A 21,934-nucleotide genomic window follows, 5' to 3' on the forward strand; every position below is an offset into this window, starting at 1 on the left:
TGCAATTCCTGCTTAACGCAATCCACCCGATGCCAGTATCACCTCGCCGGTCAACCAGCGGGCATCATCCGACGCGAGAAACGCCACCACCCTGGCAATGTCTTCTGGCATACCAATTCGGTTTAAGGGAGTCATGGACACCAGTTGCTTTTCGAAATCGGCTCCTGTGCCGTACAGCCCGGCTGCCTGCGTTCCCTCGCTGAGTGTGGCTCCGGGATTGACGGAGTTGACCCGAATCTTCCGATCGGCAAGCTCTTTCGACAGCACGCCGGTAATCGCATCGACGGCACTTTTACTGGCGGAATAGAGCGCAAATCCGGGAGGACACATCCGGGACGCACCGGAGCCGATGTTGATGATATTGCCCCCTTCCGAACTGAAGTACGGCAGCGATTCGCGAATCATCAGCAGGGGTCCGAGAACGTTAATGGTAAACTCGCGCTGGAACTCGGCTTCAGTCAGCTCCTCTAGCGGCATCGGCTGATAGACGCCGGCGTTATTCACCAGAATATCAAGCCGCCCCGAGATCGCATGTGCCGCTTTGCATAAGCGTGCTGCATCGGCCGCGTTTGACACATCTCCCTGAACCGCGACGGCGCGCCCTTTAGATTTTCGGATCTCCTCTACCACGGCTTCCGCACCAGCCTGGTCGGTCGCATAATTGACGACGACCACCGCTCCTGCCGACGCCAGTTCCCGGGCGATCCCTGCCCCGATGCCTTTGGAAGCCCCGGTCACCAGGGCGACCTGATCCTGTAGTTTCAACATGTTTGCTCCTTATGTATCTGGAAGTGACAGAGTCTGTTCTATCACTGAGACACATGTGGGAGCCGACTGTGACAGTTATCGTCAAAAAATCAGTTCAGATGCAGCGCCGTGCGGATGCCCGGTTGTTCCAGAATCTCTTGCAGCCACCGTGCCGGCGGATTGTCTGGCTGCAGAAACGGATAACTGCGCTGCAGAGCCGCATATTGCCGGTCGACGGCATCTTCGATTTCGCGTACCGTGCCGGAGGCGACTTCATTGATCCGTTCGAAATGCTCAGGCACGAACAACAGGTGTTCGGGATCGACGTGCCCCTCGTTAATGAACCCTTTCGTTTTTTTCGGGCAACGGCAGGGGTTCTTTTCATTCACCAGGCCACACTGGTTCTGCATGAACTGGTAAAGGTCCCGACGGGCGCGGGAGAGATTCTGCCGAAAACTGGCAGCTGAAATCTCCATGATTTCGCTGCCCACTCTGTCGCTGACGCCGAAGATTTCACCCAGCGTAAAAATCAATCGTTGTCGACGATCCAGACAGAGCAGCATGCCGGTCATACAAGCGATTTTCGCCTCTTCTACCAGCAGGGGAATCTCCACAGGCACCGTCTTGGGATCAGGCAGATCCAGATCGGGAATATTGTTGATCGCGGCGGCATAACTGGAAAAAGTATGCGGCTCTGTTTCACCACCACGACGTTTCATATTCAGAACATGATTCACCGTGATTCGATAGAGCCAGGTGCGGAACTGACTCTTACCCTCAAAGGTGCTCAACCGCGTGATGGCTTTGAGCAGAACTTCCTGCGTGACTTCTTCGGCATCATGAGGCTGGAAAACCATCCGCACCGCGATATTGTAAATCCAGGCCTGATGTTTGAGAATCAGGGCTTCCAGCGCAGCACGATCTCCATTTCTGGCCCGCTCAACCAGTTCGATATCCTGCCGGGCATCCTCATCCGCTTCTAAAAAGGGATTATACATTGTCTCATCCACATGATCTGGTCTATTGATTCGGCCTCTACGTAGAGGTCCCCGTCTATTAGACACATTCTACGAATGACTGTGACAACGGAATTCAATGATTTCAATATTTTCTACCAGATCGACCGTGAATACAAAGCGAAATAAGATATCCGTGTCTGATGACAGGGGCCGACAGCGAACACGAACCTGAAAAAATGCGGAATAATGGAAAAGTGCTTTTTTCATTTCATGTGGGCAGGTAAACTGGAATCAAGAACAACAGCGCTAAATACATCAACCACACAGAAGCCGGATTCTGAATTCTGTCTACTGTCTGGAATAAACAAATGAAAAAACAAAATATGCTGATGATGTTATTGCTGGCGATTCCACAAGGCATGCTCGCAGTACTGCTGGCGTTTGATCTGAAATATTATGACGCAAGTGAAAAAGCTTTTACCGTCCCCATCTATCCCTGGCCCATGTATCTGAAGTTGGTGCTGTCAGTGCTGGGCATGATTGCCACATCCGTAGTGCTATCCTATTTCATTTCGAAACAGGAAAAACAGGGACACAAGAAGCAGGACATAACCTGTGAAAAAACTGTGTTAATAGAATAGTAGGGGCGGTACCTGCGTGTCCGCCCGCCTGGCGAGGAGCATCAGCAATGAAACACACCAATGGGAAATGAAAGCACGTCTCAGGGTAGGCCCGAATGTAATTCGGGCCGAGCGCAGCGAGCAGGAAACTGACAGTGTAAACAATCATCCCAGAGAAAATGTTGCATCAGCGAGCTCTACTGGTTTGTCTTTCGATGATGGTATTAACTATACGATTCAGCTAACCGCTCACTCCACCGTAATCTTCCGACACAAAATCGTCTTGCGTTTCACGCCGTTCTCATCCGGATAATAAAAATCGCTGTAAAAGAGCAGGGCACTGTTCTTATCCAGGGGGACAATCTCCGGATTATTACAGGAACCGTCCCAGTCATGAAAGGTGGGCTCTGCCACCGGCTTGTTAGCCAGCCCGCTTCGATCACCGGGCGTCATTACCACCAGCGGTTCGGTCCACTGGGTGCCACTATAATTGAGCGCGGCTCGCACGAATGTCCCCGGACGCGCATAGCACAGCAGCGTCACACCGTTCTCCAGTCGACACAAACGCGGCAGAATACCGACGTTGTCAAACTGCACCGGCTTCGACCAGGTCCGCCCCATATCGGTCGAACGCGTCATATACATCGGGTCCCATTCCTTGCCGGTCGAAGAATACCAGGTCGATCGCAGGAACCAGACAATCGAGCCGTCCGGCATGAATTCAAAGTCGCTGTCGCTGAAACCGCCACTCTTATAGGGAAACTCGTGACCATTGGCTTCATATTCCAGATGCGACCGCCGCTGGAACGTCTTTCCATTGTCCTCGGAACGAAAGAGCTCCGCCGAGTAGTACGGACTGTATTGACCATTTTCCGGATTCAGATGCCCCTCTCCCGAAAACACGCTCACCCAGATCGCTCCGTCGGGACCTAGCTTCGGATTCCCCCGCGGAAAGATCGACTTCAGCACCTTCTTCCCGCTACGGCTGACGTGAACTACCCGGGTCAGGTAAGGCCAGTCCACCCCGGCCTGTTCCAGCACCGGTTGTGTCTGACCCGCCGGGATGCGATACAGCGTCCATTCCTTTTTAGACAGGCTGGGCGGCAGGCGATCAGCGTTATAGGCATTGATCGTCGTGCCCCCCATCCAGAAGGTCATCCCGTCCGGGATCGGCAGCGTTCCTTCTTCTGCCTGCTTTGAAAAATCATAGGCGGGCGTGTATTTGTTCCAGGGGACCTGCTTGAACTCGCTTACATCCACACCCGATTCCGGCGGCAGGTAAACCCGGTCGCCGTTCGGCAGAAGCAGACCACACTCCTGCGCCACCGATGCATCGACCTCTTGCCAGGTTTTGCCCTTATCGCGGCTTTCAAACCAGAGTGCCGTTGAGCCGTAGTTACTGATGTCGTCATTTTTTACATGCACAGAAACCACATACCGATCTTTCAATCGATAGGGCCGCGGAAACTGGTACGGCCCCCAGAGCTTTTCCTCCGGCCGAATCCCCCGCACAATCACATGCGGTTCCCCCATCGTCAGTTTGATCGGAGAACCTGTTTTCTCCTGGGCGGCTGCGTAGCTCGTGCAGGCAATCAGGAATAAGAGAGAGCGGAAGATGAAGCGCATAGGGATTCTCAATATAGCTGGACTTGAAACGGGTTCAGCCCCATCCTACACGCACACCAGGGCACAAACAACTAATGCAGAATTGGGAGCGCCTACTGTCACAAGTCTGTCTACGATTAAATAAACGGTTATCGGGTGCCATCTGTCGGCTTGCCCGACAGTGCCCATCAGCTCTAGAACTCGATTCAGCGGGTGGGCCCGAATAAAATTCGGGCCGAGCGCAGCGAGCAGGAAACTGACAGAGAAAACGATCATCCTGAGAACGGGGGCCTTTTCCGGGGAAACAGACGAAAAAGGGCAGGACACAATCACTGTGCATCCTGCCCCTGCTACATTCTCAGTGAATCGTTCGTTTACTCAGGCCACGGAGATTTCTCAGTCGCCAGGGAGTAAATCACTGATTTGGAATTGCAGAGTTCATGCGCCGCTTCGATGAAGCCCAGTTCCGCGCCAAACCCACTCTTCTTATAACCGTAGATCGGCACGTTTGGTCGCAGGTAGCCGCCGCCATTGATGGAAATCCGGCCGGCCTGCAGTTCGCGTGCGACCCGCAGTGCCCGGGTGCCGTCGGTCGACCAGATATTGGCCATCAGACCAAAGTCGGAATCGTTGGCAATCCGAATTGCCTCCTCTTCGGTCTTGAAGGTCATCACGCTTAAGACCGGACCGAAGACTTCTTCCTTCGCCACCGCCATGTCTGGAGAGACCTGGTCGAAAATGGTGGGCGGGAAGAAGCAGTCCAGCGGATCATCTGAAATCTCACCCGACAGGACCATGCGGGCCCCTTCCTGTTTCGCCTGTTCGACGCGGCTGCGTACGAAGTCACAGTGCGTCGGAGTCGCCAGACAACCGAGGTGCATTTCCGGATCGGTCGGATCTCCCTGCCGCAGACTCTGGGCTTTGGCGATGATCCGTTCCAGCAGTTCATCGTGCTGGCTTTCATGCACCAGCAAACGGGAACCGGCCACGCAGATCTGTCCCAGGTGACAGAAAATACCGGTGATGACGCCGTTCACAACATGATCCAGCGGAGCATCGGGGAAGACCACGCTCGGCGTCTTACCACCCAGTTCCAGCAGCACCCCTTTCATGCCCTCTTTGGCAGCTTCCATCAACTGGGCACCAGTTTCGTGACGACCAGTGAATGCGATTTTGTTGATCCCGGGATGTTTTACGAGAGCAGCACCCGCTTCCGCACCCGTTCCGTGAATCACATTGATTACGCCGGGAGGAAAGCCGACTTCTTCCGCCAGCTTCGCCAGCATCAATGCCGACAGGGGAGAGACTTCAGAGGGCTTCAGCACAACCGTGTTGCCACAAGCGAGAATCGGTGCCAGTTTGATTGCCGCGTTGGTCAACGGATAATTCCAGGGGACAATCGCCGCGATCACACCCATCGGTTCACGAAACTGCATGGTCACGTTGTCGGCCAGACCGCCATAAGAGTGGCCGGCAATTTTGTCTGGCAGACCGGCGTAGCTTTCCAGCATGTCCGCACCACAGGGAATATCGAACCCGAGTGTATCGCGAATCGGTTTGCCGATGTTGAGCGTATCGGTCATTGCCAGGTCTTCCGCCGATTCCCGCACCCGCTCGGCCAGCTTGAACAGCAGTCGCCCACGCTCCAGGCCATCCATCCGCCGCCATTCACCTTCGTCAAACGCACGGCGGGCTGCAGTCACAGCCAGATCGACGTCACTCACATCCGCCATGGCAATCTCCGCCAGCGGTTCCCGTGTCGCCGGGTTGGTAATTGTCCAACTCGTGCTGGAATGACCGTCGACCCATTTTCCATCAATAAACATTTTTTCTGGCCAGGCTGGCATACTCTCTGTTCCTTAACTTTAGTAATCAATTCTTTAATTCGTTTGTCGAGAGTGACAATCTGCAGTGGCTGGTTCAATGAAGGAACCGCAAGCTGCATCGACACCAGCCAGGAAACGAGCTTCCTGGCTGGTAAGGACTGACAGGCGGGGCAGGGCGAGCAACCCGGAATTCCCGCTGTGCGGTATGACCAGATCAATTTCAAACAGAAGGCAACAATCAACAAACGAGGCGCTTGGCGAATCGACGCTGCGCTTTCACAACCAGCGACGATGCCATCCCACGGGGACTTCACCATCATAACAAGCCGAAACCTGACAGAACAATAGACGGCACCCAATTGAGATTAAAGTAGCGGCGGTGCCTGTGTGCCCGCCCGACTGGCGAAGTACAGACACAGTTCATACAGGGAAGGCAATGGTTCAGAAAAAACCAAGGGTGAGCCCGAATAAAATTCGGGCCGAGCGGAGCGAGCAGGAAACGGACAGAGGAAACGATCCTTTAAGAATGAACGTCTCCAGCTCGAAACAAGGAAGAAACTCTGCTGCCCCCACTCAATACGGATATTAGAAAACAGATCCACCCACACCCGTGCCTTGACACCTTATTTCCCCACGCCTATCTTCAATTTTGGGCCGAATGAAAAGAATTCATGAACCGGAAAGCTAATTCAAGATGAAGCGAGGATAGCGCATTGAAGAACAGGGTTCGATATTCGGCTGGGGTACTGCTCTTTCTTCTGGCCGCTGGAGCGATTGTCGGGGGCATTGTCTGGCAGCAGGCAAGCGAACAGGCGGACTGGCAACCTTTCGTTCTCAAGCCGACCTCGTATCCGGAGACCACCGGCTCCGAGCTCGCCGGCAGTTTCTATCTCGACAAAATACAACCGGTCTTCAACCGTCGCTGCATCGTCTGTCATGGTTGTCTCGACTCACCCTGCCTGCTCAAACTCACCTGTTACGAAGGACTGCTCCGCGGTGCCCACAAAGTCAATCCCGACGCCACGCACCTGTTCGCGGAAAAACCGGTCCGACTCTTCGACCAGCCTTCCGTGGCTGCCTGGCGGGAGCAGGGCTTCTGCAATGTCGTCGAACAGCAGGGGCCTCCCGAAGAACGCCCCGCGAAGAGCATCCTGTTCCGCATGCTGGTCGCTGGCACAGAACATAATCAGCCCCCCTTCGAACTGCAGTCCCTCGAACCGATCTACCATTCCGTCAACAAACACCTTTGTCCCTGTGAGCAGGGCATCGACGCCTATCTGAAACAACGACCCACCGCAGGGATGCCCTTCGGAATGCCCGCCCTGACTGCGGATGAGAATCAGCGCTTTTCTGAATGGATCTCCGCCGGTTCCCCCGGCCCCACAGCCGAGGTCATGGCCCAGGTCCAGCAACTGAAACAGCCGGAAGTCATCGCCCGCTGGGAAGCCTTTCTCAATCAACAAGCACCAATCTCTCCCCTGGTCAGCCGCTTTATCTTCGAGCATGCTTTCCTCGCGACGTTACACTTCGAGGAATCGCCGGGCGAATACTTTCGCCTCGTCCGCTCCACGACACCGCCGATCCAGGTCAAAACCGATGCAGCCGGCAAGCAGGTGGTCACCGCCAGTCCGGTTCACGAAATCAAGACGGCCCGACCTTATCATAATCCGTACCTCCCGGGCGTCGACAAACTCTATTACCGGCTGAAAAAGGTCACTGAATCGCGGGTGCAAAAGTCACTCTTCGTCTGGCAGCTCAGCGACGCCAAACTGAAACACCTCGATGAGCTCTTCTTTCAGGTCGAACCGGTCGCCGGTAAAAGCCTGGAGCCCGGCTACAGCAGCCACAACCCGTTTGAAGTCTTTCAGGCGATTCCTGCCCGATCACGGGCGCAGTTCCTCGTGGAGAATTCACACCTGATCGTCAGCGGCATGATTCGCGGCCCGGTCTGTGTGGGAAACCTGGCAACCTACGCCATCAAAGACAATTTCTGGGTCTTCTTTGTCGATCCCGAACACGATCCCTCCGTACTCAAGCCGGAACTCGGTCTGCAGTCCTGGGAAGACTTCATGGACTACGGCCTCGAAGGGAACGCCGTCTACAACGACGCTTATTTCAAGGTCCTCGATAAATATAAACCGACCGGTTATGAGATCAACGATGTCTGGGACGGGAATCAGCAGAACTCGAATGCCTGGCTCACCATCCTTCGCAATGAAACCAATGCGACTGTACTCCGCGGACGACAGGGGGGCATTCCGCCCACCTTCTGGCTGATCGACTACAGCGGCTTCGAACGTCTGTACTACTCCCTGGTCGTTAACTACGAATACTACGGCAGCGTCGCACAGAAGCTCGATACCTGGGAATTCATGAGCCGACTCCGGCAGGAATTCGAAGACAACTTTCTCCGTCTGCTGCCGGTCGACGCGCGGAAGAAATACCGCGACCTCTGGACCCGCGGCATCGGACAGGAACTTCTCTTCCGCATGCCATTCCCAGGCGAAAATGTGGGCGAGGGACTCGAAGTAGAAGGCACCGACCCCATTTCCGGTGTGCTCAGCCAGATTCAACGCCAGTTTACAGAAGCAGTCAGCGGTCCACGCGATCTGCTCAACACCGGAAACAAACCGGACGTCAAACTGACCGACCCCGTAAAGGATTTCGCCGGCTGGGAGGCCGCGCTCTCCACGCTCACCATGCGCACGCAACTCAAGTTCACTCCGTTTCTACCCAGCAACACGTTCATCCGCCTGACTAAAGGGGAAGAGCACCGCGTCTACTCGCTGGTCGCGAACCGTTCATACGCGTTTAATAACGTCGTCTTTGACGAAAACGGCGCCCGGCAACCCGAACTGGATACCATGAGCGCCTACCACGGTCTCGTGGGAGACTTCCCCAATCTGATCATCGATCTGAAAATCGAAGACGCCTCCGCGTGTCTCACGGAACTCAACGCCATCTCCACAACCGAGCAATGGACCGCCTGGAAAAACAAATTTGGCACACTCCGCAACTCGGCCGCTTTCTGGCCCCTGCTCGACTGGTTGACCGACTGGAATTTCAAGAACCGCCAGCCCGACGCCGGCTACTTCGACATCAAATACTACATGCTCCTCGACTCCAAGTATTAAAAGCTCCAAAGCAGGACGCTTCAGTCCTGAGTGATACCGGCTCACTGGATCGACATTGATGCGGCCGGTAGAATTGTTCACGAACACATCCGGCGGCTTGTTACCGGATGGAAGTTACCGGAGAAGTATCGGATTGGTATTCGATCTGTGGATCTGCTGAAATATATCTTTATGCTCAAACAAAACTACCTGCACGTACTCGTGCCCCTCACCGTACTACTAATGTCTGCCTCGCAATTAAAGTCCCAGGCCGATGACACTGCCGGCCCCGCCGCATACGGCGTCCGGTGGAAACTCATCGACGACGAAGTCAAAGACTATCTCGCACCCTGCGAACGGATCGGATTAGCCAGGGGCCTCCAGCCGACCGACTTCGATCAGATTCCGCCCTTCAGCCAGATGCGGCTCTGTAATGTCCTGCAACGGGAACAGGGGGGCACCACGGTGACCTATGCCGGCGAGCCCGGCTTCTCCCTGACGGGCAGCAATGGGAATGTCTTCGTGGAAATCCCCCGGCACTATGCCCTGCGGTATGTGAAGGACGGGTATGAATACCGTTTTGTCAGTGATAAGCCACTTCCCGGCTTTGTCGTTGATCCAGCCTTCGTAGAAGAGGGGCGAGAGCTGCCGGCGATCTATGTCAGTGCCTATGAAGCCCACGTCCGCGATGGGAAAATGCTGAGTATCTCAGGCGTCTATCCTACCGCGGATGGCACACGGCCCGAATATCGCAGCTTTGCGCGGGCCAACGGGCCGGGGTATGGCATTCTCGACCTCCGCACGTTGAATCTGTTGCAGAACCTGTTTCTGGTGGAGTATGCCACCCGCGACAGCCAGTCTGCGGTGGGCGGCGGCTGGGGAAAAATCCTGCAACCGTCACGCGGTGCCCGGCTGCGATGTGCGCTGTCAGAGCAAAATACCAACCGCTTTGTCGTCCGCGACTGGAGTTCGTATTTGTCTCAGAAACTGTTCGTTGGGTCGGCGATCCAAATGGTGGACTGGAATGATCAGCATTCTGTACTGGTGAAGGAACGGACGATTGTGCGAGTGGAGTCGGATACGCCCCGCGAGGGGATGACGTCGATCTACTTCGATGGACCGCCGCTCGACACGACCACGGACATGATGCTCGGCGGCGCCGCCCAGAAAACCGGTTGGGCCGACAGCCTGCAGACCCCGTCGGGGCACACGGCACCTAACGGCGGCGGAGCGGACGCCAGTTACCGCTGTGCCGTGAGGTACCGCTACATGGAGAATCTGTGGGGCAACGTCTGGCATTACATCGACGGGCTGAACTTCAAAAACGGCCAGGCATACGTCTGCGACAACATGTGTGATTACGCCAGCGAGGTCACCAGCGGCACGTATCGACCGACCCGCATCACGCAGGAGATCCAGACCGACAACGGCACCGTCGGCGGCGATCGCGAGCGGAATTATATGAAGAATCTGACCTTCGATCCGGCGCATCCACTGCTGGCACTCCCCCAGGATTATGTCAATCAGGGAGTGGACTCGGTGCCTCACGCACAGAAATCTATGCGTCTCGGCAGTGACACGCTGCGACAGAATAACTTCGGCGACTACTACTATCTCAGCAAAAGCGCCACCTGCTACGTACACGGCGGCGGATTCGATCACTACTGGCGCTGCGGTTTATTCACCCTCCGCGGCTGGCAGACAGACACCAGACGCTGGTACCTCTACGGCGCACGCATGATCTACAAGCCGCTCTGAATATAAAACAGACCGTTTAGAAATGTGTGGATGATCTATGGGATAGGAATGAAAATGAATTGAGTTCTCAGACCTTTGATTTCTCCACAAATGAAAATGGGGCGGCACGAAACTACTTATATCAAGATGGGAGTAGTTGAATGAGCACAACGGAAACGGTTCTTCGAGAGATCCTGGAACAACGGGCAATTGGTGCAGCAAAGATCGGTGGATCATTTTCCAGTATAGCTCAACGATATGGAGACCCAACTGAAATGATCGATGTGAAGGGATTTGGACTTGATGAACGGTGCAAAATATGGGACTACGATGAAGTACAGGTCTGGTCCGATGCGAGTGATACGATCGACCGTATTTTCTTCAAAACAAAGTTCAAGCATCCACAATGTACGAATCACAACTTTGTCGGTGATCTGGCAGACATGCGTGACAAACTAAAAGACTGTGATGTTGAGACCTTTGAGCAGGTACTGGATGACGACAGGTCAAGACTGAAACGGATGTCTGATTTGACCCATTTGAGTTTCAAGGATGATGGCTTAGAGATTTTTGCAGTCTTTCAGGCGGATGAAACAGGTGGTCCACATTATCTTTCGATGCTACGGCTTAACTCTTTTTAAAGTCCGAACGATTCAAAGGAGTGAGACACCGTCTGAATTGTAGCAGCTCGAATAAAGTTCATTTCCCCCCCCAACAATAAATGCTGCATCGCAACTCCATAACCCCATTCACCCAATTAACAGATCAGTTGGGTAATGGGCCATCTGTCGGCTTGCCCGACAGTGCCCATCATTAAGGGCACCCCACTTACTTCGTTGCCTGATAATCTTTCCCATTAATGCTGCGAATCACAGACCGCATCCAGGCATTCAGCTCCTGTTTCATCTGCTTCACCCGTTCGGCCTGTTCTGGATCTTTGGAAAGATCGGTCTGCTCCATCGGGTCATCGCTCAGGTTGTAGAGCTCAAATCTCGTCCCTTTGATGCGATGCAGTTTCCAGGGCCAGTCCGTCCACGCAGCGTGCCCGGTCGTGGTCTCTTCTGGAAACTGCGGGAATTCGTCCACGTCTTTCCGCATGCGGACCGGATCATGGGGTAAGGGAGCCCCAGCCTGCTGCTTCTCCATGATGGCTTTCTGGATCTGGTCGCTGCGGGTACCTTGCCCGCCCTGTAACTGATGCCAGAAGCCCATCGGCTTCTTCCGTTCGGTTACTGCCCCCGAAATGATATCGCTCACATCCATACCATCCAGCGGATGCGGGGCATACAACTCTACGCCGGCCATCGCCAGCAGCGTCGGATAGATATCAAAGGTCGCTACAGGGACCGCAGTGCGACCTTTAAGTTTCTTAGCTGGCCATTCGATGATCCCCGGCACCCGCAGGCCCCCTTCGTAGATGCTCCCCTTTTTCTCACGGCCGCCGGACGTCTCCTTGTTCAGCCCGCCGTTGTCGCTGCAGTACCAGACGATGGTATTCTCCGCCATGTCCATCTCCCGCAGCGCGCGTCGCAGACGACCGACCTGCTGATCCAGCAGCGTAATTTCGCGGTAGTACCCCGCCTGCGGTTTGCCTTTGTAAAGGCTGGGGCCATCCGGTACTTCCGCATGCGGGGAGTGCGGAGAAGGGAACCAGACAACCGTGAAGATCGGCTGGTCGCCATCCTTGTGTTTCTTGAGGAACGCGAGCGTGTCATCCATCAGGATCACCGACCCCTTACCCTGGCGATGTTCAATCTTTCCCATCCGGCTCAGGTAGGGATCGTTGTCGAAAAAGTTAAGACCGATCACCCATTCATCGAATCCCATGCCACTCGGATTGCAGGGCGAGTCGGGTTGTCCCGAACCCAGGTGCACTTTGCCGAAGATCCCGGTGACGTATCCCGCGGCTTTCAACGTTTCAGCGATGGTCTGCTCGTGCGGACGCATGTAGCGACCATGGTTGGTGACTTTGGCCCGATTCGGATTCCGCCCGGTCATCACGCTGGCCCGGGTCGGCGAACAGACCGGTGCACCGGCATAGAAGCGGTCAAAGACGAATCCCTCTTTCGCCATGGCATCGAGTTCAGGCGTCTTGACAAACGGGTGGCCATTATAGCCGGTATCGCCCCAGCCCTGGTCATCAGCCATCACCAGAATGATGTTCGGTTTTTCGGAACTATCCGCCTTCGCTGCCAGGGAGACTCCTGTCACGAACAGACAAAAAACGGCTCCGATGACTGCTGAAAAAACACGTCGATTCCCCATCATTGACTCTTTCTGTCTGGTGGCTGTGTGGTGAAGAGACGTCCCTTGGAAATCAGGATCGCCTGCTTCGATCATATCAGTGCCCGACCCTGATTCACATTATCAGATTAACAGAGCAGGCCATTTTTCCAGTTTCAAAAAATCGAATCAAATACACGACATCGTGTAGACGTGTATATATTTCGCCAGTAGTATAAGGGGACATTGATTCATTACTGCTATCTTACTGGTTGGGAGAAACAGCGTGGTTCATTCGTTCAAGATCATCATCCCGCTAGCAACAGCTCTCTTGCTGGGACTCAATAATGTGGGCCATGCTCAGTTTGGCCCGTCTGCTCCATCTGCTCCGTCAGGCCCTTCCGGGGGCGGGTTCTCGCGACCTTCTGCACCGAGTCCGGGAGGCAGAAGTTATCGCCCCTCTTCTCCCAGACCGAGTTACGGCAATCGTCCCGGCACTCCCAGTCCGCGGGTCAATCGACCCGGCACTCCCACTCCGGGAGGCAATCGCCCGGGCTATAATTCCAGGACCGTGACGCGCCCGGGAAATCCAGCAAATCCGAACATGGGGCGGACCAACTACTCTGGACAAAACCCCGCCGTTTCAACGAATCGCTCTGCAAATCAAATTTCGCATTATAAAAACCCGCTCTTTCGAAATACGAATCCTGCTCCTCCCAGAGTCGAATTTGGCAAGACTCCCACCACGCGCGTCTATGCGGGGATCTCTCCCGCCCCGACAGGCCAATGGCAGAATGCAAAACAACTGCTCCAGAAAGGAAATACCAGTCAGGCGCAGGCCATTATAGATTCCCAATTGCAGCAGAACCCCTCGCTGTCAAAATTGATGTCTGCCGTTTCCACGCTGGAGCAGGGGAATGCGCCCTTCAGTGTGCTGCAACCCTACCGGAGACGTGCCCAGAATCTGGCACGCGCTGAAACGTTGAAAAACGTGAATAATCCGACTCCCTGGATCGCGCTTGCCAAATTTTCGTTAGAAGACAAGAACAATACCGAATTTCGCAGTGTGGTCTCCTCGATGGGACAGAAGTTTCCCAACGATAAACACACTTACTATTTTCAGGGAATCGCTGACCTCAAGGATGAGAACTGGAAAGCCGCTGAGCAGCAGTTCCTGAAAGCCAAAGAAATGGGAGTTCCTGAAGCGAGCATTGCGAAGTGGCTGAAAATGGCAATCGATCAGCAACGCTGGATCTGGGAATACGTCTGGTTCACATTATACGTGGTCCTCGCCTGGCTCGTTGGTTTAGCCTTCTTGTACGTAGCAGGCAAATTCATGTCGTCCAGAATCGTCCGCATTCTGCAAAAGGAAAACATAGTCCAGGCACTGGAAGGGCATCAAAGTTTACGTTCCGCCTATCGGCTGTTAGTGCAAATCGCCAGCGTCTATTACTATATTTCCTTACCGCTGCTGGTCGTCGTTTCCCTCGCCGTCCCTCTCACCCTGGGTTATGCCCTGCTCAATGTCCCTTACTTGAACCTGTGGCTGGTGGCTCTTGTCTTTATCCTGAGTCTGGGGTCGATCTGGACTGCCTGCAGCGGGATCTGGACCTGTTTTGTCGGCATTAATCGGGAAATCCCGGGCAAAATCATTTCGAAAGAAGAGCAGCCCGGTTTGTGGGCGCTGGTCGAAGAAGTCGCCGAGAAAGTCGGCACCCGGCCCGTCGATCAGATTCGTCTCCTGCAGTCAACGACCATCGCAGTTTCAGAGCAGGGGAATATCCTGAAACGATTCAGAGACAAGGGCACCCGGATTCTCTATTTAGGAGTGGGAGTACTCGACGGTCTCTCAGTCGATGCCTTTTCCTGCATTCTGGCTCACGAATATGGACACTTCCTCAACCGGGATACTGCAGGCGGCGCGACAGCGATGCGCGTTGATATTGCGATGCAACGCTTTGCACAATCCGTGGCCAGTCGACGCCAGATTCGCTGGTGGCACGTTGCCTTTCAATTTTTGAGATTTTACTACCGCGTCTTTTCCCGAATTACCTTCGGTGCCAGCAGACTGCAGGAGATACTTGCCGATCGGGTGGCCGTCAAAGCCTATGGAGCCGCCTCATTTGAAAAAGGTTTACGCCATGTCGTCCGTCGCTCAGTCGAATATGACTACTGGATGAATCGCGGTGTCTCCGAAGTACTTCAGGCACAACAGGCATCGAAATGTTTCGGGCCCGTGAATGCACGTCCATCTTTAAAGGCCCTCGATCAGATCGAGTATATGCTGGTTCAAATCATCAACCGACCTACTGACGAATCAGACACCCATCCCAGCGATATTGACCGGTTTACTTATACCAGAAAAATGGAACAGGGAAATGCTGATTCCAGGCAGGGCATGGTCTGGCAGCTCTTTAAAAACAAAAGCAAAATCTACGATGAATTGTCAACGGGGCTGCTTACGTTGTTGAATGAGGAAGCCTCTTATTCTGATGGGCTGAATAAAATGAACATCGCCTATCTGAACGGCCAGTGTGTGAGGAATTCCAAAGCGGCTGAACTGTATGAAGAACGCGCTCATCTGCATCTGATTTGTGGTGCCCACCAGGCGGCACTGAATGATTACAAAACCGCAATCGAATGTGCTCCCGAAAAAGAGTCCGCCTTTTACGGCAAAGCAGTCGTCTATAAAGCGATGAAAGACTATCACAAGGCAGCGCAGGTCTTGAAAGTCGCGATGGAACAATTCCCCGACTCGGTCAGTTTTGGAACGTACTTCTTATTAGGCGAGTGTTATCAAAACGCGGAAGAATATGCAGAAGCGGAACAGGCATTTACAAAGGCGATCAAGCAGGACGAAACCGTGTTTTGTGCCTGGATGACGCGCGGTCGTGTGCGGGCAGAGTTAACTCAATACGCGGAAGCGATTCAGGATTTCACGCAGGCTCTCGAACTGTTTCCCGATTCTCCCGACGCCTTCTTTGATCGGGCCATGGCCTCTCTCAAATTGAATGAGCGGGACTCCGCCAGAACAGATCTCGAACAATCCATCGCTAAAAACGCATCTTTTCCGGATGCCCACCGCGAACTGGCGCGTTTACTGCTCGATACAGCCGATGATTCAGAACCCGCTCTGGCCAAGCAGGCACTGCAGCACGCACGAATTGCCAACGCTTCTCCCGTCATGCAGGAAGAATCGCTTTCCGTTCTGGCGACCGCTTTGATCGGTGTCAGAAATTATCCAGCGGCTGAGAGAACCATCAAAGAATTACTTCCTCTGCTGACCGATGATTCGAAATCAGATTGGAGTGAAGAGCTGTCCCGCATCCAGGCACTCACCGGCCGGGAAGAATCTCTCAATCGGCAAGCAGTCACCAGTGTCGATGAAATCAATTGATTCAATGCTCTAATCGAGTACTGCTAACCGCGCACCCGGGCTTGAGACTCCTCAAGAATCGGCTCAACTCAACTGCGATTCAAAATGGTTCTGACAGTCCATTGATTTCACTCTCATCATCAAAGTGAATCAATCGCATGGTGGACGCACCTTTCTGGTCTAAAATGATCCAGAATGAAATCCAAATTTGCTCACACTTCATGATGCAGACTCAATTGACGTATCACAAGCAGTTTATGCTATAATCATTATTCTACACTAATCAGAATCTGATTCTGGCCCCCAATACATCCCACGACACGAATCAACAGGAAGCCCGCAATCATGACCTCCTCCAAAGAGACGACCCGTCGCGATTTTTTGAAAACAACCGTTGCTGCTGCAGCCGCATCCACTTTCGCCGCTCCGGCATTTGTTCGCGGACAGAATTTGAACTCGCAATTGCAGTTTGCGGGCATCGGCACCGACGGCAAAGGGTATTCTGATATCAAGCTCATTGCCAGCCACGATAAAGTGAAATGCGTCGCCTTCTGCGATGTCGATTTGGCGCGAACAGAAAAAGTCAAACCGTTGGCACCTGAGGCTCCCATCTACCAGGATTACAAAGCAATGCTGGATGAGCTGGGTGATAAAATCGATGCCGTCTCGGTTTCTACTCCCGACCATACCCACGCCATCATCAGCATGGACGCCATGCAACGCGGCAAGCACGTTTACTGCCAGAAACCGCTGACACGTACGGTGTGGGAAGCCCGCCAGATGCGACTGCAGGCCAAAAAATCAGGCGTCATCACGCGGATGGGGAACCAGATCCATTCGCACTCCGCTTATCGCACCGGAGTCAAAGCGATTCAGGATGGCGTCATCGGTAAGGTCTCGGCCGTACATTCCTGGGTCGGCACCACCGGACACGGACGTAGTGGTCTGCTCGAACCGCCTGTGAAAAATGAAGCTGTTCCGAAAACACTCGACTGGAACCTCTGGGTCAGCGTCGCTCCGATGCGTCCCTATGGCGGAAACCGGGTTTACCATCCCTTCACCTGGAGAGACTGGCAGGACTTCGGTTCCGGAGCCATCGGCGATTTCGGCTGTCACTTGCTCGATCCGGTCTACACGGCCCTCAAAATTACAGGCGACCCGATCAGCGTCCACTCGGAACACACCGGCATGAATGATGAAGTCTGGCCCGCCCAGGAAACCATCAAATATATCATCCCCGGTACGCAGTATACCGCTGGTCGCAGTCTGCCCATTAACTGGTACGATGGTGGTCGGCGTCCTGCGAACGGAATTGCCAAACTGTTACCCGGCCAGTCGCTGCCAGGCGGCGGTTCGATCTTTGTCGGTGAAAAAGGCAACATGATTCTGCCCCACGTCGGCATGCCGTTCGTCAACATCGAAGGTGTGACAATCGAGCCGGTAGAAGGTCTCGACCATTATCACGGCTGGGTCGATGGATGCCTGTCCGGTAAACAGCCCAGCGACGGGTTTGAATACGGCGGTCATCTGACCGAAGCCGTACAGTTAGGCAACGTGGCCGCATACTTCCCGGGTGAAACCCTCGAATTCGATGGCAAAGCCCTCAAAATCACTAACAACTCGGCTGCCAACAAATACCTGACACGGGACTACCGCACCGGCTTCGAGATCGCTTCGATCTAGACTCCTGTATTCCTCAATCTGGAAAACGACTCGTATGCAGTTTTTTAATCTCCGCCGTCTTGCCGTTTTAGTGGTGATTCTGTCTGGGGCCAGCGCCGTGCTGGCCGCTGATACCGAGTTGGCGAAGAATATCACAGTACCTGCTGGCTGGAAGGGGGAGCAGATTCCGCTGCCCCCTTCCTTCGCCAGGGAGATGCAGTTCAAGGGGATCGAAGAAGCTCGCTTTTCACCGGGCATGTTTCAGGAAAAATCGAATTCATTTTTTTCCTACTTCTTCGTATTTAAACTCGACCCCGGCACAGAACTGACACAAAAAAACATTGAACGCGAACTACTCACGTATTATCAGGGACTGTCGAGTACCATCTTCAACAGCCGGAAGATGGAAATCGATACCAGCGGCTTTACCTGCAAACTGACCAAAGCCACCCCCGTCGATCCACAGAAGATTTACCCGCAGGATCTCACAGAATATGCGGCAAAGGTCAACTGGACGGAACCGTTCGTCACCCGGAAACCGCAAACCTTGAATCTGATCATCCAGACCTGGACAGACAAAACAACCGGGACCGGCTATCTGTTCGCCTGCGTTTCGCCGCAGGAGATGAAAGCCAACATCTGGCAGTCAATGCAAAACATCCGCGACACCTTTTATCGCAATCTGTCTCAACATACCGAAAAGTGACTTTAGTCGCCAGGATGTGATCGGAGACGTGATCCCCGCCGATCGCCAGGGGCTGAACAGGTTCGCACTATGATCTCTACGATCATTCCGGTTTTGTGATCACGACGCCCCATTTACCGAACTTGATGCGATCTCCTGCCGCGACACGGCGTTGATAGACCGAACAGACGTTCCCGGGAATTTCGCGTCCGCCCGGCATCAGGAACAGTACGAATTCAGGGACCGCCGCCAGTTCGAATCCCTGCTTCTGTAATTCGTCCGTCACGCTGTCCTGGTTACGGTCCGGCAGGGGAGTTACGGCGTAAACCACGCCCGGTGAGGTACAGACGAGTTCGGTTTGCTCCATCGGGCTGAATATAAACTGCCCGCCTTGCAGAAAACGGGGCAGCTTGTCGTGAAAGGCATAGCTGCGGTTGCTGAAGATCGCCTCACCGAGCTTCACGTTACGCACTTCGCCCTTCACGGGTTTCAACTGTGCACCCGGCTCCTCAAGCAGGGCGGCACCTTTTTCATTATTTTTCAAAGATGTGACTCGCTGCTTCTTCCGCCAGGGCTTCGGATTAACGCCCGTCGCATGGTTGATGAGCACCCGCTCACGCGCCGCGGAACTCTGATACTTCCCGGCCAACACATCGGCTTCCGTGAATGTCGTCAGCAGAATATGTTTCTCGTCCGCACGGTTCCAGTCATAAATCACGTAGATCGTTCCGTCCGGGCTCTGGGTGGCATCCGGGTAAGAAACCGTATCCCGTGCATCCAGCAGTAACCCGCCTTTCCATGACTTGCCGTCATCATCCGAGAGATAGGCGGTCAGATGATTCCGCCCGCGGGCCCGTTCATCGATTCCATTATGTTTGATCATCAACAGATTACCAGATGCCAGTCGCTGGATATGAAAGCGGGATGTCGTCTGCTGCAGATGATCTTTCACCTCGGTCCAGGTACGACCGCCATCGGTGGAGACCGCTTCGCCAATCCCGTGGCCAGCGGTGCGAACCAGCAGCCACAAAGAGCCATCCTTCCGTTCGACAAGCATCGGTTCATCACAGTTCCGGCGGTCCTTCGGAACGTTGGCGGCACCCCGCAGTGCCCATGTGCGCCCCTGATCCTTCGAGACCATGACCCGATCGCTGTCATCCTGGTGCCAGATCGCAGCCGGCATGAGCCACTCCCCATTCTTCGTGACGATCGGCTTATTGATCATCACACCGGGGAACAACGCCCGCGGTTTGGTCCAGGTGGGGTTCTCCGCATCAGGGTTCTCGGTTGTGATCGACATCGTCACGTTCAGATCGCCCCCGTTCATCCACCAGAACAGCCACAGCTTGCCCGATGGATCCAGCCAGAAACAGGGATCCGAAGCACGGCGGGGGCCGTCGCCGTCGGGGTTGATCACAAATTTCAAATCGCTCCAGGTCTTGCCATCATCATCGCTGGTCGCCGCCATCACATAGTTGAAGCGGTCTTCATGAATCGGCCCGGCATACCAGCCTGCCCACAGACGACCACCGGGAGTGCGTTCAATCGTGGGGATTCCCTGATATTTACGTGCCTCCGAGTTCGATTCCGCACCCGGATGGAAATTAACCGGTGGATGAACGAAATCCTTCAGCAACTCTCCAGTGTCGACGGGAGTGTCCTTCGATTCCGCAGGCAGAGAACCGCAGGTCAGCAACAGAAGGAGGCAGGTGAGCGTCAGGGAAAGTCTCATGGTGGCAACCTTTCGAAAATGTAATATCATGTCACCTGTGAAGGGCTCAGGAAGTCATTCATAAATATCCAACTGGAAACAGGTCCTCCAAAACCAGCGGCAACATAAGTCCATGGTACTGTTACGTGGCCCGAGTTTCCACGAAGTCGTCTTTTGCACGTTGTTTACAACACGATTTCAAATGGATTTAAAACGCCCTCATTCCTTCCAGGGGCTTCACGCAATATTCATATATTGCACATTAAGACTTCATTTCGACTCGTACAATGGGGAAAAATTCGGAGATCGTAGGTCATCAATCCGCGAATCCGGTTTTTCAATTTCCCGCCAAAAGGTACTCGCTTCCGCCACCTGGACATCTTCCGTCCTTGCCCCCCGCCGCTGGTACGCCCAATAACTTTTCACCCGCCATCCGTACATTTTCGGCTTTAGCTGCCCGCCATGGGACTACCTGGTCCTCGATCACCCGCCTTACGTACGTCAACGGCCATTGCTACCCGCCACCTGGACGCCCACGGTCTATACACGCCGTAGGTTTTATCTGCCCTTGGACGATTCGTTTTAATTGAGGGCGGTGGTTTTACATCCAATGAAAGGAAGATTATGCGTTCACAGTCCGGGCTGCGCGTCAGCCACAGAGGTTTTACGTTGATTGAATTGCTGGTGGTAATTGCCATTATCGCTATTCTGATCGCACTATTACTCCCCGCGGTTCAGCAGGCACGGGAAGCCGCCCGTCGTTCACAGTGCAAAAATAATTTGAAGCAGATCGGTCTCGCGATCGCAAACTACGAGTCAAGCTATACCCGTTTCCCCACATCAGGTGAATACACCGACGAACGCGCCGTTACCCGTCGCATGATGCCGGTTTCGATGCACGTCGCAATTCTGCCTTACACCGACCAGGCTCCGCTGGCTCAGAAGTGGAACTTCAACTTCCACTACACCAACGCCGTCAATGCCCCGTTGTGTAAGACAAAGCTGCCGGTCTATGTCTGTCCCTCCAGTTCGCTGACTCAGGTCGACTCCCTCGGTTATGGAATCACCGACTACATGCCGATTGCCTATACCGACCTCGACCCGACCACCGGATTGCGAAACCCGAGTGGCAGCGGTGCCTTGAACGCGGACCGCTGTGGTGCTTTGGGACCTTACAATCCCATCACGACTTCCATCGACGGGTTGAGTAACACCATCCTGGTGATCGAAGACGGTAACCGCCCGACTCAGACCGCCGGACACTACAACCAGACTCAGAAAATCGTCAACGGTGCAACCGGTCTGGATACAACTCAGTTGTTCGCCACAGCCGACGTGGTCCCCGGAACCTTTGGCGGACCTTACGGTGCCCCCAACCGCTGGGCTGACCCCGATAACGGCAGTGGTGTCTCCGGTCCTCCGAACATGACTGCCGGAAATCGCAAGAACATCATCAACAACAACAGTTCGCCGATTAACGGCCCCTCAGGTTGTCCCTGGGCCACCAATAACTGCGGACCCAATGATGAACCCTTCAGTGCCCATGTCGGCGGTTGCCACGCTCTGCTGGGTGACGGCAGCGTCCACTTCCTGTCGGAAAACATCGACGTCCACATCATCCGCCGCCTCTGCAACCCCAAAGACGGCGAAGTTGTCGGCGAGTATTAAGC

Annotated in this window: 14 protein-coding genes; 8 read left to right on the top strand and 6 right to left on the bottom strand. The window is 54.2% G+C overall.

The window, feature by feature from the left end:
• Positions 1-12: 12 nt before the first annotated feature.
• On the bottom strand, positions 13-768 hold the full coding sequence (locus tag RID21_RS06560; protein WP_350187869.1) for an SDR family NAD(P)-dependent oxidoreductase: 756 nt from the start codon (positions 766-768) through the stop codon (positions 13-15).
• A gap of 89 nt (positions 769-857) precedes the next feature.
• Positions 858-1,745, bottom strand: coding sequence for an RNA polymerase sigma factor (locus RID21_RS06565; RefSeq protein ID WP_350187870.1), 888 nt, complete (start codon positions 1,743-1,745; stop codon positions 858-860).
• 329 nt (positions 1,746-2,074) lie between these two features.
• Between RID21_RS06565 and RID21_RS06570 the strand changes: the two genes are divergently transcribed.
• Positions 2,075-2,347, top strand: a complete 273-nt coding sequence (locus RID21_RS06570) for a hypothetical protein (RefSeq protein WP_350187871.1) — start codon at positions 2,075-2,077, stop codon at positions 2,345-2,347.
• Positions 2,348-2,575: 228 nt separating this feature from the next.
• On the opposite strand, the gene RID21_RS06575 is transcribed toward RID21_RS06570, so the two are convergent.
• The gene (locus tag RID21_RS06575; protein WP_350187872.1) at positions 2,576-3,952 is read right to left on the bottom strand and encodes a sialidase family protein; all 1,377 of its coding nucleotides are present in this window, start codon (positions 3,950-3,952) and stop codon (positions 2,576-2,578) included.
• Positions 3,953-4,305: 353 nt separating this feature from the next.
• The gene (locus RID21_RS06580; RefSeq protein WP_350187873.1) at positions 4,306-5,778 is read right to left on the bottom strand and encodes an aldehyde dehydrogenase family protein; all 1,473 of its coding nucleotides are present in this window, start codon (positions 5,776-5,778) and stop codon (positions 4,306-4,308) included.
• A 692-nt stretch (positions 5,779-6,470) separates the two neighbouring features.
• Between RID21_RS06580 and RID21_RS06585 the strand changes: the two genes are divergently transcribed.
• The 3 genes from RID21_RS06585 to RID21_RS06595 all read left to right on the top strand — a co-directional run bounded on the left by RID21_RS06585 (position 6,471) and on the right by RID21_RS06595 (position 11,248).
• Positions 6,471-8,891, top strand: a complete 2,421-nt coding sequence (locus tag RID21_RS06585; protein WP_350187874.1) for a fatty acid cis/trans isomerase — start codon at positions 6,471-6,473, stop codon at positions 8,889-8,891.
• 171 nt (positions 8,892-9,062) lie between these two features.
• Positions 9,063-10,628, top strand: a complete 1,566-nt coding sequence (locus tag RID21_RS06590) for a hypothetical protein (protein ID WP_350187875.1) — start codon at positions 9,063-9,065, stop codon at positions 10,626-10,628.
• A gap of 140 nt (positions 10,629-10,768) precedes the next feature.
• Entirely contained in the window at positions 10,769-11,248 is a 480-nt protein-coding gene (locus RID21_RS06595) for a hypothetical protein (protein ID WP_350187876.1), read from the top strand.
• Between the two features lie 187 nt (positions 11,249-11,435).
• Here RID21_RS06595 and RID21_RS06600 read toward each other — a convergent pair whose 3' ends face one another.
• A complete protein-coding gene (locus tag RID21_RS06600; RefSeq protein ID WP_350187985.1) occupies positions 11,436-12,872 on the bottom strand; it encodes a sulfatase family protein in 1,437 nt (478 codons plus the stop codon).
• Positions 12,873-13,116: 244 nt separating this feature from the next.
• On the opposite strand from RID21_RS06600, the gene RID21_RS06605 reads away from it, so the two are divergent.
• The 3 genes from RID21_RS06605 to RID21_RS06615 all read left to right on the top strand — a co-directional run bounded on the left by RID21_RS06605 (position 13,117) and on the right by RID21_RS06615 (position 18,574).
• A complete protein-coding gene (locus RID21_RS06605; RefSeq protein ID WP_350187877.1) occupies positions 13,117-16,227 on the top strand; it encodes a tetratricopeptide repeat protein in 3,111 nt (1,036 codons plus the stop codon).
• Positions 16,228-16,551: 324 nt separating this feature from the next.
• Positions 16,552-17,889 (top strand): Gfo/Idh/MocA family protein, encoded by a 1,338-nt coding sequence (locus RID21_RS06610; protein WP_350187878.1) that lies wholly within the window; start codon positions 16,552-16,554, stop codon positions 17,887-17,889.
• Positions 17,890-17,923: 34 nt separating this feature from the next.
• Positions 17,924-18,574, top strand: a complete 651-nt coding sequence (locus RID21_RS06615) for a hypothetical protein (protein ID WP_350187879.1) — start codon at positions 17,924-17,926, stop codon at positions 18,572-18,574.
• A gap of 82 nt (positions 18,575-18,656) precedes the next feature.
• Here the strand turns inward: RID21_RS06615 and RID21_RS06620 are convergent, their stop codons facing one another.
• On the bottom strand, positions 18,657-20,285 hold the full coding sequence (locus RID21_RS06620) for a sialidase family protein (RefSeq protein ID WP_350187880.1): 1,629 nt from the start codon (positions 20,283-20,285) through the stop codon (positions 18,657-18,659).
• A gap of 603 nt (positions 20,286-20,888) precedes the next feature.
• Here RID21_RS06620 and RID21_RS06625 point away from each other — a divergent pair.
• Positions 20,889-21,932: a DUF1559 domain-containing protein gene (locus RID21_RS06625; protein WP_350187881.1), complete on the top strand. Its 1,044-nt coding sequence runs from the start codon at positions 20,889-20,891 to the stop codon at positions 21,930-21,932.
• Positions 21,933-21,934 lie beyond the last annotated feature (2 nt).

This window comes from Gimesia sp. (assembly GCF_040219335.1).
GTDB lineage: Bacteria > Planctomycetota > Planctomycetia > Planctomycetales > Planctomycetaceae > Gimesia.